Here is a 16962-nt window from a genome sequence, read left to right as displayed (position 1 = left end):
TAATTTAAATATTGCACAATTATCGTATAAAGTCAATAATTGTTTTATCGTTTTTGCTTATATATTTATTACTTATTCATAAGTATTGATTAATTCTACAACAATAATCATAAATAACAAAAAGCATAAATAACAGTGATTTCAAACTCAACAACCCAATCGTATTTTTAAAAATTGATTTTGTCAATGAGTTTGAAATCACTGACAGATGTCTAAAAACAAAGATACATCACCAGACCAAAATACTGCCATTTATCAGGTTAAGGCAAACAATCAACTCTCACCTACTGAATACCTAATAATACTACAAAGGTTCAGTAAATTTATCGGGTTTTTTGAAGATGTGACACCATTTTTGCCATATCCCAAAACATCACCTATCTGCACACTAAAAGAAAAATTGTTACTGGCTAAAACCACAGAAACAGCAAAACCTGAACTAGAGTTAACCTACTCAGAAATTGTTGTACTAAAAAATAGCATAAAAGCTATTTTGACCTTACTCAAGACTTGTGGTGTCAAAACACCGCGCAAAGCATCCGGTGCTATTGCTGATGACATCGTAGCCCTGGAAAATCATTTTTTCTACTTGTCTAATGACGATAACGAAATGGTTATCAGTGAGCCTGGCCTGATGCTGTTGACCCTTTCTCAGACTGGCTTCACACTAACGCCTAATCAATCAACTAACAAAAAAGGCTACCTGTAATAGGTAGCCAATACACCAAACATCGAGGACTATCACCATGATATCAAAGCACTGGAAAGAAGTGCGGTTAAATCTTAGGAATATTAAACTTGACCCGTTGATGTATGTGGGAACGTCGTTTGCTATAAAGGTTCCTAACTATGTAGGAAGAGAACAACTTCAATGGCAATTAACAGCCGTTAAGTTTGATAAAGAATTTCTGGCTTATTACATGGGGGAAATAATCAAAAAATTAATCCCATTACACCCAGACAAAATTGAGGAAATTCTCAACGAGGCACTCGAATATTATCGAGCGGAATGGAACATTTATCAAACTGAATCTGGCGGCGATAGAGAGCCAGATAATGAAACTTATTTTGGGGAGATAAATGATGATTAACAAGTATCATGCCAAAGGACAATACTACGACGGGTATTACTTTGGGTCAACATTAGAAGCCAAAGTGTATCACTTGCTTAAAAAATATGACGATAGGCTGTTAGTTCACCCGCAATTAACTTTAGTTAATGGTAAGAAACCTTGGCGACCAATTACTTGGAAACCTGACTTTTATAGTCCAGTTTTCAACCAATACATCGAAGTAAAGGGAGCGCTAACAACCGAGTTTAAGTTCAAGATGCAGTTGATTAATTATCTCAATCCCGGAATGATTGAAGATATTTGGTTTGTCACTCGGAACAGGTCTTATCGCTGGCAAGGTATTTATTTAATGAATATCGATGAGTTCCAACGACACCTAAAAGCACAAGAATTTAAGTTAACAGGAGAACATCAACCGTGAGAAATCTACACTATAAAGGCATATTTAGCCTCAATGGTGAACTTGTGCAAACTCACTACAATCCGCATGAATTTGATAAAACTGCAATCATTGTGGCTTATCAAATTCTGACACATATTGAGGAACACAAAACACCTGAAGTAAAGAATATTACCTATCAGGTAATGGGTAGTTACAGACCACGTGGTGATTATCAAGGCTCTGCAATTATTAGACTTATCAAGCAAACTCACTTAGTTAAACTTGTTAAGGAGTCAAGACTTCGAGTCTATTTATCTGGCAATCCACTGTTTTGGGCTGCTTGTCGCCAAATTGCAGCCAGAATCGAATCACCTAACACAATCAACAATCAACAATTAACTGAGGAAGAGTAATCATGAGTATTGGATATTACGGTAAAAAAGATGACGATAAATTCGCGTTTTGCAGTGCAGTTAAACCTGGAGAATCTGGAACGTTTTTAGAAATCACGAGCGCTATATTCGTTGTCAAGCCTCCCCACTTATGGCTTTTTGGTTATGGGTTGTCTGGTGACTTTCAGAACTTCAATGATAGGTCGTGGAAATTTGAAGAGCAATTAATCGCAGTACGCTTCTGTATTGCTGAGCTGAGTACTCTAGTGAATATCAAGGGAAAAAACGGGAATACAAGCCTACTCCAGTAGAATTGGCGTTACTGCATTTAGTCGAAAGTGACGCTATGCTGACAAACGGTAAAATGATGTTCACGGGAACTGTAAATCTAGGACAATCAGCCACACGGGTAGCCGAGCGACTCCTTGAGGTAAATAGTGAGAATTCAAATGATTTTGAATCAACTAAAATTAAACATGATTTAGCGTCATTTATTCTAGAATACGCTATGGGATTAGATACCTTTGAACCTACTGTTGCGGGTTACACTGTACAGGAAGCTATTGATTTTGTTGAATTAAAATCTAACAAAAAAAATGGTAGCTTTGGTGGTAAAGCTAAGTACAAAACCTGGGAAGAACGAGTTGAAGGGACAGCAAAAATTCTTGATTGTGAGCCCGACTTTGACAGCCTCTACAGCAAGGTTAAAAAATTAGACCCCAACGTTTTGATGGCGTTACTTGAGCTGATGAAACTCAGTTAATCACAACAAAAATCCCCCCAATATTGGGGGGATAACTACCATACAGCAAGCCAACATACTAGGAGATTACTACCATGTCTGACGACTATTTAGATTATAGGCTAATACGTGATTCATTAGCAAATGAATTAGAAGAAATAATCGTTGATGGTGTATTGGGTGAGCAAATAGAGTCAATATGTAGGGCTTGTGCTATTCTACCCTACCCGGATATTCAGTTCCCAGTTATTACTAGCTTTATTTGCTCACCCGTAACGCTAATGTCAACCGCAGGCTGTTTATTCCTTTGGGGTTCTAGTGGTACGGGGAAAAGCCAGATAGCTACTATTGCAGCCTCACTATATAACACCGATACAGTGTTGGCTAACAGTACATTTGCGTCACTAAGAAACAAAATCCAACAGGAGAGATATTATGACCCGTTACGGAGTGAGTTTGAACGTAATTTCTTATTAGTCTGGGAAGATATCACACCCAACCTATTGATTGAAAACGAAAATATGTTATCTCTATTTAAAGTCTTAAATAGGAAAAATAGCCGAATAACAATTAGTAGTCAAACGCCTGGTCAAAACATGATGTTTAACGCATTTGCATTAAAGGTTATAAATTCAATACATCCAATCTGGACATTTTGGGAATTAAACGAATTAAAACGCCGTATGTTTCCTATATGGTTTAAAAAACGGCAATCAATGACAAGTGAGGAATACAAGGGAAACGGTTTTGAGTTAACGGAACTTTCTGATATTGAAGATATAAACCTTGGTAAAATATCATCTCGCTTAGAAATGTTTTGGAGAGATATAAATAATTGCACTAATTATGCCAAAACTAAACGGACAATGCAAAAAAAGAAACAAGACATAATTAATTACAGATTATCCATTGATGTAATCGCTACACATTCAATGATATACAAAACATCAATAGATAATTCAATCAAAGCATTTAACCGTTACTGGGAGTTAGCAGAAGATAAAATATTTACAGTATCTAGCGGTACAGAACAATTTTTAGATAGCTTTATCACTCAAAGTATTGAGAATAAAACTAAACAAAATGAGCAAGCGATAAAGGCGGGTTGTCCTGAGTTAATTGAAGCGGTGACAGATATTGACCCTAAAATGCTAAAAATAGCCATAGAAACCGCTAAAAATGATGGTTATTTAGATTCACGGGTTACTGTAAATGAATTAACCAATTTAATGAAAAACAGAGGTTATAACATGATTAATGTTAACGGTAAAAACCTGTGGAAGCAAATCACTTGATTTCCAATTAGTTCATTGACCTAGGAGAACAAAAATGATGACAGATATCAATAATCAAATGTTTGTAAAGTTTAAGACTATGGTAGATAGTCTAGTTTACAACAGCAATAAAGAAGAGGGTTTGGCAACATTAAAGTCAATACTAGACGACTGTGAAACAGAATTAACCATCACTGAACTCAAAAGACAATTGCTGATTAAGGAGTTGAATTACACGAAACACTTAATGGATAAAGTTCAATAAATATTCGTCCGCAATGACGGTAAACTACGGCAAACAACACACTAAGAGGATAAAACCATATCATGAACGAAGAACAAGCAAGGTTGATGGTTATCGCGGAATTAGCACGTGATATTTACGCCCAAATGATGTCACGAGATATCCCCTACGCTAATCAAGATACCAGGGTGAAATTAGCCGAAATCGCCCATAACGCCGCTGTTGATTTTATGGCGGTACAAGAAAAGTGGGTATCGTCTCAAGAGACAGTTATTCAGCCAGCATCATTTATGCCCGACTTTAGTGGCAATGGTTAGGTTACAGTAGCGATATCTTTATGGGGGGTGACTTCAATGCCTAAGTTATTGCCAGTAATCAGCCTACATACTGGAAATTTCAGCAATTTCCTACAGGGCCCCGGTGGAACTTGTGTAGAACTAGATACGCCCGAGTGGTTTGACTACCTGAGAAAAAACAAGTCATTTTCGGTTGAGTTAAACGGCAAAAGGTTTACAGCTTGCAAAAAAACGTCAATCAATGGCTTTGCATACTGGAATCTGAAAGGTTGGGACGGTAAAATCAACCACCATATCTATATCGGAAAATCTGACCAGACTACCAATGAGAAGATTCAACAGGCTGCTATAGCTATGTTTTATCGGTGCAACCCCAAACTGGCGTAAGCCCTAACAGCTAACAGCCTAGCTCCTAACAGCTACCCCAATAACTTAATGGCCCCCTATGGTTTCTGACTGTAGGGGGTGTCTATGTATTTTTCCGTTTCAGGCCTGAATATTCAGGCCTGATAGAAGTCGAAAAAAGGTTAAAAAATCATTTAGCCTATCCCGTTTCAGGCCTGAATATTCAGGCCTGATAGAAGTTTATATGAATGCCTACCCTATCATGTCCAGATATTACCCAGAACTACTTTACCCCCAACAGATAGCTTTACCTACAACCTACGACTAAGATTTTGGGGGTGAACTGATTATGTTGGTATCGGTTTCCGCACGGGGTGATTACCACCAAAGATTGGAGACTTGCTAAGGATTATGTGGGTAGTCGCTCTCATCCCAGATATTTCCCGGTTGATTAGAAGTTGGTGGGTATCGGGTTGGATCCGGTAGGAGATAGTTTAGGTTTGGCAATCGCACATGGTTTCCCCTATAGGTCTAGTCCACGGAAAGGCGGTCTGATATCTTTGTACGTTGATTCCCTAGCGGGTTCCCCCCTACGGCTACCTACGGCTATCGTGGTTGATTTTGAAACATATCCTCCCCCCAACCGGAACAAACACTCTTTGGGGAAACGACCGACGTGATAGCAGTCAATGGTGAGGTACGAACCGATAGGCTTGCCATTGACGGGTATCACAAGGGAGTTAACCTATCGGTGTCTGGTTGGGGGGTGATGTAGCTATTTGACAGATTGATTAAGTTGTGCTTATTGATTAACCCGTCAATAATTAAGTTTTGTTGCTAAGGGATATGGATATGCACTAATCGTCCCATGTGCTAAGACTAAATGGAGTGCATTTAGAGTGTAACGGTACGACTATCGGGTTAAGTGAAGTCTCGCAATCGCCCTTAGGATAAAGGTTGAGTTTAAACGAGCATGGGGAGTTATCAACTCGGTTTAAAGCCTGTAACCCCTATTCTACCGTCACTCTAATACACTCAATGGCGATCACACATTTAGGAGTGAGTGCAAAATGAAACCCCCTAAGTATTTAGCCTAGGGGGTGTTGTATTGTGGGTTTATTGGGGGTTAATCATCTAGCCGATAAATTAACCTAAGACCTGTTTTCATTTCTGGGGATTCTGGGTCAATACCGTGATTGAGTAATGTTTGCTTTGCCATCTCTAGTGGCAATGGCTGCTTTTGATGTTGTGTTAAGATACCTAGCTCCGTGGCAAGGTTGCGACGTTTTTTGTACTTACCATCATTAACTGCCACGCTGTGACCAAATGAACGCGCTCTGATTTCCTGAGGAATCCCGTTCATTTCTCCCAGTTGATTTCCAAGATGTCGGAAAGCATAGGCTTGAGTAAATCCCCAATTATGACTTTTAAGCCATAGTCTGTGATTGTTATTAAAACCGTTAGGGTGATTAGATGTTGTGATAGGCAGACAGACGTTATGAATCCCAAGACGGTCAATTAAAGCCTTGTCTTTTGACATTGGTATTGCTAACCTTTGACCTGTTTTGGTGCTACTGCCAAAGTAAGTAAACTCACCAATAACCAGCACTAACTCAAGGTTATTAGGGTCAGATATGGCCGGGAAAGTAATGCCGTCAATCTTGACTACCTTGTTTAGGTTTTGGACTGCTGCTATCTCTGATGGTCTTAACCCATACAAAGCACACATTGCCGATACCCAACACCAGCCATCACGTGCTTGATTTTCTGCTAACCGTCCATAATCAGTGTTGCGCTCCTTGTCTAGCAGGCTTAGTAGGGTATCTAAGTCTACACTTTGGGATTCAGCAAATACTGTCTGAGTAGCATCGATTTTATCTAATTTCTCCAGTGCTTTTTTACAGTTAGCACGTTCTGCTACTTGCCTCAACTGGTAGTATCTGAATTTAAAGGTTTTGCTACCAACCGGACTACTGCCATCTTGTAACGGGCTATATAGCGCTTCTTTTATTCCCTCCCAGGTAACGTAAGCATCCCAATCTGTGACTTTATTAAACACATCTAGAAAACATCGTTTAAATGACTTAATGTCACTAGCAATATCACGAGAGCGCTTCCGTTTGGTGTTACGATGTACTCCATTAAAGTAACCATCTTCCATTTCTTTAAACACTTGACGATAGGTGATTAAGTCATTTTCTAGGGGAGTTTTGGATTCATCTAGGATAGCAGCCTTGTACCAGTCCAGCCATTCAGATACTGACTGGAATTGTCCTTCAAGGGATTTATGAACTAACCAAGCCTTGTCAACGGCCTTACGGATACCCTCAGAAGTAAATTGACAATTACATCCCCGTTGTTTACGTCCCCCGGTTTCTGGGTCGTTTGTGATGTCTAACTGAATTGTCCCCCGGTTACGCTTAATCCTGACACCCTTGGGACATTGTTTACGGGATAGGTTGAAAAATTCAAGCATATCCTCAAAGCCTTGATATACACCACTGTGTGTACTGTTTGTACTTGCACTCATTTTGCACTCACTCCTAAATGTGTGATCGCCATTGAGTGTATTAGAGTGACGGTAGAATAGGGGTTACAGGCTTTAAACCGAGTTGATAACCCGTAACTACCCCAACGCCCAGGGCTATAATTATCCTGACAGGCCACCGATCGCCACAAAAGCCGCCCAATAGTAAGGAGACTCAAAGGGTTTAACATCCAACCCATTTTTACTAAAAAAAGAAGTGAATGCGCCTTTGATTTGCTCCCGCCAACCCTCACTAAACAGTGGACAGAAATCAGTCCAGTCTAACAAATTTTGCACTGTGGCTTCTCGCAGCCATTGCTGACTTTGCTGCAACGCCAGAGCCACTGATGAGTTAGGCTCCTGGTGGAGGGTTTCATAAAAGCGAATCATTAAGATGGCCGTGGATAAATCATGTGGACTCCATAGGGCGCAGACCACATTAGCAGAACCCGCCGCAAGAAATCCACTAGCTAAACTGATATATTCATCACTGGTGGAGGTGACGTTAGTGATGCCGATGCCCGTTTCACAGGAGGAAAGGGTGACGAGGTGGCAGTTGCTCAAGTCAAGGAAGAAAATGTCTTCGAGGGTTAGGCATTTGCTGGGGTCGAGAGTGTTCCCGTTTCGGAGTTGGGACTCTGGAGCTTCGGGGGAAGAAAATGGATTAGCGAGGATAAGGCACGATTGGAGGGGGTTTTGAAAGTTAAATGCACCGTGACAAGCGAAGTGAGTACAGTCGGCATTTTTCAGAATTTCTGCATCAATGGCGGCTTTTTGGGCTTGGTTATGTTTGAGGACTACATGGGAGTCAAACAGAGATTGGATGGCTTCCACTTCCAAATCGGTGAATGGGAGGTCTTCGGTAGGGTTTTGAATGGCAAAGAGGCGGTTAAAGTGTGGGCGTGAAGGGCGGTCTTGGGCTAGTGCCAGCAGTTGGCAATTAAGGGCATAACTCACGCCTTTTGGGAAGAGGTCTTGCAAGAATACGCCCTTACCCTCGGCATCAAAGCGGGAGAGGGGAGAAGATGAAACGGGGAGAGCGTGGAGAGGGATGATGTGCAGTTCCCGGTGGGGAATCAGGATAAGCTGTTGAATCTGGGATAATTCAGCCAGAAGGTGGGGGAGTTGGAGGGCTGCGCTGAGGGTTTCCAGGCGTTGGGTGAGTTGCTCATCCCAGGAAAATTGTCCGTAGTCGCTGCGGTAGTCCTGTAGAGCTTGGTCCAGGTGTTGGCGGTTCTCGGCGCTGAAGTGGTGGGGGGTAATCTGAATTTGCTCGTCTCGGCGGCGAGAGACGAGGAAGGCGTAAAATCCGGAGTCGGCTTCGCTTGGGAGATACCACTCGATGAGGGCGGTTTGGGGCGGGAGGAGGCGGCTCAAGTCGGGGAGTTCGGGGAGGACTTGTTGGGTGAGGGTAAAGTTGGGGTCGTCGAGTTCGGTGAGCAAGTGTTGGAATTGCAGGTTAGCGACTTCGAGTTGTAGCCGGATGAGGGTTTCTGGTGAGGGTTGGTTGGGGTTGTTTTCGGTGGTGGAGGTGAGAGTGTCCCTGGGGGTGAAGGCGAGTTGTTGTTGGTAGATGGCGATTTGACGGCGCAGGCCGCTGATGCGTTGTTTTTGTTCGTCCGTGGCATTTGTGGGGTAGGAGTGGTCGGCGCTGAAGAGGAGTTCAATCAGGTTGCGGGATTTGCTGCGTTCGACGCTGGCTAAGGCTTTCCCGATATCGCCGCCATTGATGCAGGCTTGCACGAGTTGGGGATAGAGGTCTAGGGCGGCTTCCCGGCGTTTTTGTTTCTCGCTGTAGGAGTCGGTGAAAGTGCAACGGGTTTCGACGGCTTCGATCGCAGCCTCATAGCCATAGATGGCGGTTTCCCAGTCTTGAATCCGAAAGGCAGCATCGCCTAATCTGCGACCCAGTTCCAAGGCTTCTAGGGGGAATTGCTCGGGGGGACAAATGGTTAACCCTTCTTTCCAGGCGGCGATCGCTTCAGGAATTCGGTTAAAGTGTTGATAGACAAGGGCGAGAAGATTGTAAACATCGGCCATCCCTTTGCGATCGCCCAATTCGGTTCTCAATGCCAAAGATTGCTGATACAGACGCTCCGCCTCCTCCCAGTTGCCCAGAAGGCGCTGGATATCTCCCAAACTTGCCCAAGATTCCGCCATCCCGGCGCGATCGCCCAATTCGGTTCTCAATGCCAAACATTGCTGAAACAGACGCTCCGCCTCATTCCAGTTGCCCCGATTTCGCTGGATATCTCCCAACTGTCCCCAAGAGATTGCCATCATAAGGCGATCGCCCAATTCTGTAAATAATGCCAAAGATTGCTGGTATAGTCTCTCTGCCTCATCCCAGTTGCCGCGAAATCGCTGGATATCTCCCAACTGTCCCCAAGAGGTTGCTATCCCTTGGCGATCGTCCAATTCATATCTCAATTCCAAAGATTGCCGATACAGATGCTCCGCCTCATCCCAATTGCCGCGATTTCGCTGGATATCTCCCAAGACTCCCCAAGAGGTTGCCATCCCGGCGCGATCGCCCAATTCGATTCTCAATTGCAAAGATTGCCGATACAGACGCTCCGCCTGATTCCAGTTGCCGCGATTGAACTCGATAGAACCCAACTGTCCCCAAGAGATTGCCACCATCAAGCGATCGCCCAATTCTGTAAATAATGCCAAAGATTGCTGATACAGACGCTCCGCCTGATTCCAGTTGCCGCGATTGAACTCGATAGAACCCAACTGTCCCCAAGAGATTGCCACCATCAAGCGATCGCCCAATTCTGTAAATAATGCCAAAGATTCCCGGTAGAGTGTCTCCGCCTCATCCCAGTTGCCCCGATTTCGCTGGATATCTCCCAACTGTCCCCAAGAGGTTGCTATCCCTTGGCGATCGTCCAATTCGGTTTCAATTGCCAAAGATTGCTGATACAGACGCTCCGCCTCATCCCAGTTGCCCCGATTTCGCTGGATATCTCCCAACTTTCCCCAAGAGGTTGCTATCCCTTGGCGATCGCCCAATTCTGTAAATAATGCCAAAGATTGCTGGTAGAGTCTCTCTGCCTCATCCCAGTTGCCGCAAGTTTGCCAGATATCTCCCAACTTTCCCCAAGAGGTTGCCATCCCGGCGCGATCGCCCAATTCGGTTTCAATTGCCAAACATTGCCGATACAGACGCTCCGCCTCCTTGAAATTGCCGCGATTTCGCTGGATATCTCCCAACTGTCCCCAAGAGGTTGCCATGCCTTGGCGATCGCCCAATTCGGTTTGAACTTCCAAAGATTGCCAGTAGAGTATCTCCGCCTCCTCCGAGCGCCCCCCCTTCCTTTGTATTTCTCCTAACATCCCTAGGGCATTTTTTAGGTTGGTCAGAGTTACTGAGAGGTCTTTGTCTAACCCCAACCGCCGCCGAATGGCTGCTGCTTCATCGTAGGCAGCGATCGCCCTTTCGAGATTCGCTGCCGGATTCATACCCAATTCTGCCTGAGTCCGGTAGGCATTCCCTAGGTTAGTCAGGGTTTCGGAGAGGTCTTTGTCTAACCCTAACCGCCGCAGAATCTCTGCTGCTTCATCGTAGGCGGCGATCGCCCTTTCCAGATTGGCGGCGGGGTTAATGCCCATATTAGCTTGGGTGCTGTGGGCAAGTCCGAGATTAGTCAGGGTTCTGGAGAGGTCTAGGTCTAAACCCAACCGCCGCTGAATAGAGGCGGCTTCATCGTGGGCAGCGATCGCACTTTCGAGATTCGCTGCCGGATTCATACCCAATTCTGCCTGAGTCCGGTAGGCATTCCCTAGGTTAGCCAGAGTAGAGGAGAGGTCTTTATCTAACCCCAACCGCCGCCGAATATGGGCAGCTTCATCGTAGGCGGCGAGCGCCCTTTCCAGATTGGCAGCGGGGTTGATGCCCATATTAGCTTGGGTGCTGTGGGCAAGTCCGAGGTTAGTCAGGGTTCTGGAGAGGTCTAGGTCTAACCCCAACCGCCGCTGAATAGAGGCGGCTTCATCGTGGGCAGCGATCGCACTTTCGAGATTGGCGGTGGGGTTGATGCCCATCTCCGCTTGGGTGAGGCGGGCAAGTCCGAGGTTAGTCAGGGTTCTGGAGAGGTCTAGGTCTAACCCCAACCGCCGCTGAATAGAGGCGGCTTCATCGTAGTAGGCGATCGCCCTTTCGAGATTGGCAGCCAGATTCATACCCAATTCTGCCTGAGTCCGGCAGGCATTGCCGAGGTTAGTCAGGGTTCGCGCCTTTGCTGGATTATCAGGCTTTAGTGCCAACAGCACATCATAGCCCCGGATAGCAATCTCTTGCACTTCTACATACCGACCATAGGGGAATTCTTGAATACTGATGCAGGTATTTTCTACTAACCTGGTTATCCCTTCTTCTTGGTAGGGATTCTCAGCCACAAGCTCCGGTATTGACTGGGCAATAATGTCTCCTAATTCAGGAACAATCAATCCTATATTTTCCCGCATCACCTGATGGACGGCTGCGGTATCACCCTGCATTTCCGCTTGCAGCAGTTGCGCCCAAAATTGCAGTAATGCCGTTTGCTGATTCTCTTCAGGCTCCGAATCTTCGGTTTCCGGTGGCGGTTCCTCAACTACAGAGGAGGATTCCAACTGTTCCGCAAACTCTATATATGCTCCTCCCAATGACCTTAAAACCTGAGCCGTTACCCGGGCAAAAGCGATCGCATTCTCCTGAACTGCCCCATCCCCTAGCTGTTGCGGATTTTTCAGAATCGCTTCAACAAAATCTTTTGCTGAGTCAAATTTAAACTTTTTCGCGATATAACCAGAAACCTCATCAATAACACTCACCGTCTCATCCAGCGGCATCAACTCTAACAATAACTCCCGGACTCCCGGCATAAAATCATATTGCACCAACTCCGGGTCAGTATCGATATCAATCTCCGATATCGGCTTCAATAACCCACCCAAAAACACCTCTGCCACGTGGACTGGCAAAGACTCTTTCAACAAAGTTGCCTGAATCAAGCGCACAACAGGTAAAGTAACCACAGGAGCCGCCGCCAACAACCCCGCTAATTTTCGCGCTACCCGAGAAGCCATCGCCCGAAACCCGTTTACCCGCTTTTCCGCCGTCAATTCTCCCCCAGAATTCGGTCTGCGCCTCCGTCTTTGATGTTCCGCATACTTAAATAGATATCCTGCCGCCCAAACTTTACCTTTCCCCGCCAATAATCGCGCCCAAGTCCCTACGGATTCCGGTTCTAAGGTAAAAATCGGCACCTTCACCACCGAATGAGCCACTTCCTCATCCCACCACAACGGGAATTCATCAACTTTTAAATTCTGATTCCAATCTCCCGGATTGAGTCCCTGTAACCTCACCAACGCTTCCCAACCTAAACCGCTTCTTTTCCACATCCATTCAGGCAGCATCTGCAAAATAGCCATCAACCCCCGTTTCGCCCACAGGTCTAAAATGGGAGTCATTTTCCCCTCTCGCCACACCTTCGACACACAATCACTCACCACAATCACTAACCGTCGCCCAGTGGGGTCGATTAATTCCTTGGGACTGCGAGGGGCTTGATGTTTCGCCGTTGCCCCTATCCCCCGCCGAATTTTGACCGCTTCCGGGTTATCCGTGAGCAAACTCCAAACTCGGACATCTCGGAAAATTCCATAGTTCTTGAGGAGTTTTTCTAAGTCTCGGAGGGTATGCCGCCAAAGCAACATGGAGAGGCAATCCTCAATCACTAAATCTAAGTCTAACCAAGGTTCTAGGCGAGGTTTTAAAACCGGAATCCAAATCCCTTGGCTGGCAATTTGTTCGCTGGTGGCGACTTCATCAATCACCCAATCTCGTCCCCCAGAAACTCGACGCATCAGGGGTTTTAAGGCTCTGGCTAAGGTCAGAGGTTCCCGGAGTGAAGGGGCATCGGAAACTCGAATCGGTAAACCCCCTCCACCAGGGGCGGTTTGACTCGGTTCCGGTTTGGGGACAATTTCCCCTTGCGGCGGTTGGGGGGTTGCTGGGGTAACAGGGGCAGGGGGTTGGTTTTCTGGGAGATTCTCTGGAGGGGTTGTGGCGGAATCCTCTGGGGTTGGGGTTTGAGGGGCTGGTTCTGTGGGCGGTTGGGATGAACTGCTGCTGTCCGCAGAGGGTTCAGCCCCAGGAGAAGCACTGGCTTCCTCTGGGGAAGTTACAGATTCAGAATATTGGTCAATGTGGCAAGCCAGCCAAAAGATATCCGCAATATCTTGGGCGGAGAGTTGAAATTCCTGTTGTAAGGCTTGAACCAAGTGGGGATTCATTAGTCTTCTGAACTGTTAAGGTACTTCATCAAGATTTCTACGAGTTCTTTCTCTTCGCTGACTTCCGGTTTTAACTCTCGCGTGACCATGTAAATGGCATTTAAAAGTTGGTCGGTGGCAAGGTCGCCCTGCCTGCGACGGTTGATAAACTGATCGATGAGTTGATTAATTTTGGCGGGGTCTTGGGTGAGGCTATCTTCTCCTAAATGGGCTTCGACAATCTCTTTTAGGGCGGTAGAAGTGGGTTCATAGGGCATGGTTAGTCTTAAACAACGCCGGAGAAAGGCTGGGGGAAAATCCCGTTCTCCATTGTTGGTGAGGATAATCAAGGGAAAGTTAGAGCAGCGAATTTTTCCATTTTGGACGGGAACTGAAATTCCATCAGCCGTGGTGACTTCCACTTGATTTTGCTCTGGGCTAATTCGGGCGAGTTCGGGAATGGGGAATTCCCCTTCTTCAAATAGGTTGAGGAGGTCGTTGGGCAGGTTGATGTCACTTTTATCAATCTCATCGATGAGTAGAACTCTGGGACGATGAGCCGGTAAGAGGGCGGTTCCTAATGGACCGAGGGTGATGTAACGACCGATATCTTTACTTTTGTCGCCCATTTGAACGTCCTGGAGACGGGCGATCGCATCATAACGATAGAGTCCATCTTGCAAGGTGGAACGAGCGGTAATATACCACGGCAACACCGGACCCAGTTTCAATTCATAAGCCACCGCATAGGCTAAGGAGGTTTTCCCGGTTCCCGGTTTCCCGGTTACTAACAGGGGTCGCCTCAGATATAAGGCAGCATTGACCATATTCACCACCCGATTTTGCTCCTGGGTCTCAGGGCTATGAATCCGAAAACTTTTCCCCCGTTTCTGGTCGCGAGTTTCCGAGTCTAAGGTCTGTAAAAAATCGTTCCAGCGGCTGGCAATTTCTTCCACCAAACTCTCTTCTACTCCCGTAAACTGTCGCCAACTCGGAGGCGGCGGCAATTTCTCAATCCCATCATGGGGGTCACGATTTCCTTGAAAGATTTTCCAGGTGTTCATAGGGTTAGGTGGGTTATTCTCCGGGTTGCATGAGTTCAATCATCATCTCAGGGGTGAGACGATAAGGGTCTTCCCAGAGAAAGCCTAAATGACATCCGAGATGATCGGGTCCATTTCCTCGGGATTGCGATCGCAGTTCTTGGACTGACTCGGTTAACTGACGCAAAGGGCGACAGGTGAGCAGTTGATTGATACTCTCAGCATAGTTGGAATTGGCATCAGGGCATCGGGGCCAAAGGGCGATCGGTGTTGCTGCTTGTAACATGGCTTTGACTAAAACCTGGAACTGCTCAGAGGCGGTGGGACAAGTCAACTTTAAGCCTATTTTCTGGGTTAATTGGTGGGGCAGTTGCCGAGAGTTGAAGCTGTGGAGGTCTTCTAGGCTCTCAAAACTTTCTAACGGGGGATATTGGTCTAAAATCTGGCTGACTTTCCCCCAGTTTTCATACCACTGATTTAGGTAATTGTCAAGATAATCGAGATTTAATCGTTCGAGCGATCGCACTCGCAGTCCGTACCTCATCCCCCAACAAAATTCACTATCAATGGGGTCAAATTCTAATTGCCATTGGTCAACTTCGGTACTGAGAAACTCTTGGGGCAAAAACACTTCAATAGTTAAATGATACCGCTTTCCTCTCAGCAACTTTAAGGCTTTTCTGAGACATTGATTTAACACACTCTGAATCTCCGCCTGAGTACAACTTAACCCATATTCCCCAGGTTCATCTAACAGCGGCTTAAACGCGGTATTGGGGTCATTTTGGATTAAGGAATTATCCTTCACTAGCCAAGCCTTGACGATGAATTGCTCAGACTTTTTCTGGGACTCCACAGTAACCAGCACATAAGACTCTAAGGGATGGGGTAAATTATCGGCTTCTTTTTGGGATATCTGATTTTCCAATAGGTTTAAGAATTTATCTAAGCATTGATACCGCAAAATCTGGGTCAAACTGCTGAGTTCAGAAGGCAAAAAAGTATCCTCTACAATAGCATCGTCTGGCAATGCAGTCTGGGCAAACTCTACGACATCTTTATCATACCCAATCCCCTGCAATATCTGAAGAATTTGTTGGGATATCCCTTCAAAATTCATAGGTTTTCTATCTTCAAACATCCCAGGAACGGGTAGGATGATCGATGATTTTAATAGAGATTTGATTTCTTCAATCCCTTGATTCGCTTGGTCAATACCGGCTTGAAGTTCTTCAAGCTGCCGGGGAATGCTCTGTAAAATCTCTCGAATACTGCCATAACTCGACTCAAGCCTTTCGGAAATATCTCGCAGGGTTTGCCGTTGTTGTTCTTGGCTTCCCTCAAGTTGACGCTGTAAGTCATCAAAATATGTTTGGATTTTGGCAAACTCTAGAATCTGATAGGCTTGACTCGCTTCGCCGTCATTTTTGAGTTGCAGTAATTGGCTTAAAACACTTGCAAACTGAGAATTTTGCTGTTCATTTAGCCGAGCCAAGTCAGTCCACAACCCGGTCAGTAAATCCAACATTAACCCCGCGAAAGCCTTACCATCTTCGGCAAAATCTTCCTTGAGGGTTTGACGGAAGGCTTGGGGGAACTCATCATAAAGCAATTCGGAGACTGTGGCAGAAACTCCATCAGGAAACTGAAATCCTCCACCCGGACAGGCTTTCCAATTCAGTCGTCTAAAAATATCTTTCCAATCTTCCAGTTCCAGGATTTTATCATCTTTTGGAATCAGGATATCTGGGAGTTTACCCTCACCCAGTTCTGGATATCTTTCCGATTCTCCGGTATCTTCATTTAGCCAACGACTCCATAAACCTACCCATTCTTCTGGGGTGATTTTGGCAATCTTCAGAAGATGGTGACGAGTCTTTCTATCATGCTTAAACTTAGGAACCGCTTTATCGGTAATAATGGCGGCGATCGCTTTCCCAACGGCTTGTATTAAATCGTGGTTTTTCAAAGAAACCCCAGGATGTCCGGTGGTGGCATCCCCTAACTCATTCGCCACATTTCCGGCTATAACTGAGCCAATAGCCTTGCAAGTTTCTCCCAAAAACTCTTGAGCCTCTGGGTTCGAGAGTAACCCCACGACACCCAAGGCTGGGGGGAATGTGCAGGTTGCAACATAGCAGGCTCCAAATACTCCCAGCCGATAGAGGGTCTTTTTGACCGCCATATCCTGCTCCGTCTAACTCATGGACTGATTCTACCAGAAACCGCCTAGAAATCTGATGTCTGGGGTCATGGTTTTCTGGGATTTTTGATTCCACCGGATTAACCTTCTGCTGCTGTCTGGGAATTCTTGTGCCGCTAGGCTTGACAGGTGCTGCCAAGCCATGATACTATATCTATGTACAGTTTCACAATT

At 45.4% G+C, this 16962-nt stretch carries 13 protein-coding genes and 1 pseudogene; 10 read left to right on the top strand and 4 right to left on the bottom strand.

What is annotated here, in order from left to right:
- Positions 1 to 208: 208 nt before the first annotated feature.
- From XZ46_RS36445 to XZ46_RS09515, 10 genes and pseudogenes are all read left to right on the top strand, one after another.
- Positions 209 to 709 carry a hypothetical protein gene (locus XZ46_RS36445; RefSeq protein WP_228116521.1) on the top strand — a complete coding sequence of 167 codons (501 nt, stop codon included), beginning with the start codon at positions 209 to 211 and terminating at the stop codon, positions 707 to 709.
- A 37-nt stretch (positions 710 to 746) separates the two neighbouring features.
- Complete coding sequence (locus XZ46_RS09555; protein WP_008055574.1) at positions 747 to 1091, top strand: hypothetical protein; 345 nt, start codon at positions 747 to 749, stop codon at positions 1089 to 1091.
- Positions 1081 to 1494 carry a DUF1064 domain-containing protein gene (locus XZ46_RS09550; protein WP_048894921.1) on the top strand — a complete coding sequence of 138 codons (414 nt, stop codon included), beginning with the start codon at positions 1081 to 1083 and terminating at the stop codon, positions 1492 to 1494. Before XZ46_RS09555 ends, XZ46_RS09550 begins: the two co-directional genes overlap by 11 nt.
- Positions 1491 to 1868 (top strand): hypothetical protein, encoded by a 378-nt coding sequence (locus XZ46_RS09545; RefSeq protein ID WP_006622127.1) that lies wholly within the window; start codon positions 1491 to 1493, stop codon positions 1866 to 1868. The genes XZ46_RS09550 and XZ46_RS09545 overlap by 4 nt, the downstream gene beginning before the upstream one ends.
- Positions 1869 to 1870: 2 nt before the next feature.
- Positions 1871 to 2158: a hypothetical protein gene (locus XZ46_RS36440; RefSeq protein WP_048895028.1), complete on the top strand. Its 288-nt coding sequence runs from the start codon at positions 1871 to 1873 to the stop codon at positions 2156 to 2158.
- A 35-nt stretch (positions 2159 to 2193) separates the two neighbouring features.
- Positions 2194 to 2610, top strand: coding sequence for a hypothetical protein (locus XZ46_RS36435; protein ID WP_228116520.1), 417 nt, complete (start codon positions 2194 to 2196; stop codon positions 2608 to 2610).
- Between the two features lie 74 nt (positions 2611 to 2684).
- Entirely contained in the window at positions 2685 to 3884 is a 1200-nt protein-coding gene (locus XZ46_RS09530; protein WP_048895027.1) for a hypothetical protein, read from the top strand.
- 34 nt (positions 3885 to 3918) lie between these two features.
- Positions 3919 to 4128 carry a hypothetical protein gene (locus XZ46_RS09525; RefSeq protein WP_008050914.1) on the top strand — a complete coding sequence of 70 codons (210 nt, stop codon included), beginning with the start codon at positions 3919 to 3921 and terminating at the stop codon, positions 4126 to 4128.
- Between the two features lie 62 nt (positions 4129 to 4190).
- Positions 4191 to 4468, top strand: a pseudogene (locus XZ46_RS09520) (hypothetical protein).
- Positions 4461 to 4790 (top strand): hypothetical protein, encoded by a 330-nt coding sequence (locus XZ46_RS09515; protein ID WP_006669906.1) that lies wholly within the window; start codon positions 4461 to 4463, stop codon positions 4788 to 4790. Before XZ46_RS09520 ends, XZ46_RS09515 begins: the two are co-directional and overlap by 8 nt.
- 1084 nt (positions 4791 to 5874) lie before the next feature.
- On the opposite strand, the gene XZ46_RS09510 is transcribed toward XZ46_RS09515, so the two are convergent.
- The 4 genes from XZ46_RS09510 to XZ46_RS09495 form a co-directional block, all read right to left on the bottom strand.
- A complete protein-coding gene (locus XZ46_RS09510; RefSeq protein WP_008050075.1) occupies positions 5875 to 7278 on the bottom strand; it encodes a site-specific integrase in 1404 nt (467 codons plus the stop codon).
- A gap of 120 nt (positions 7279 to 7398) precedes the next feature.
- Positions 7399 to 13563: an SAV_2336 N-terminal domain-related protein gene (locus XZ46_RS32175; protein ID WP_008050073.1), complete on the bottom strand. Its 6165-nt coding sequence runs from the start codon at positions 13561 to 13563 to the stop codon at positions 7399 to 7401.
- A complete protein-coding gene (locus tag XZ46_RS09500; protein WP_008050072.1) occupies positions 13563 to 14606 on the bottom strand; it encodes an AAA family ATPase in 1044 nt (347 codons plus the stop codon). Before XZ46_RS09500 ends, XZ46_RS32175 begins: the two co-directional genes overlap by 1 nt.
- 13 nt (positions 14607 to 14619) lie before the next feature.
- Positions 14620 to 16770, bottom strand: a complete 2151-nt coding sequence (locus tag XZ46_RS09495; RefSeq protein WP_008050071.1) for a VMAP-C domain-containing protein — start codon at positions 16768 to 16770, stop codon at positions 14620 to 14622.
- Between the last annotated feature and the right edge of the window lie 192 nt (positions 16771 to 16962).

Source organism: Limnospira indica PCC 8005 (genome assembly GCF_000973065.1).
GTDB lineage: Bacteria > Cyanobacteriota > Cyanobacteriia > Cyanobacteriales > Microcoleaceae > Limnospira > Limnospira fusiformis.
The sequence above is the reverse complement of the archived record's forward strand: the minus strand, read 5'-3'. Positions and strand labels throughout refer to the sequence as shown.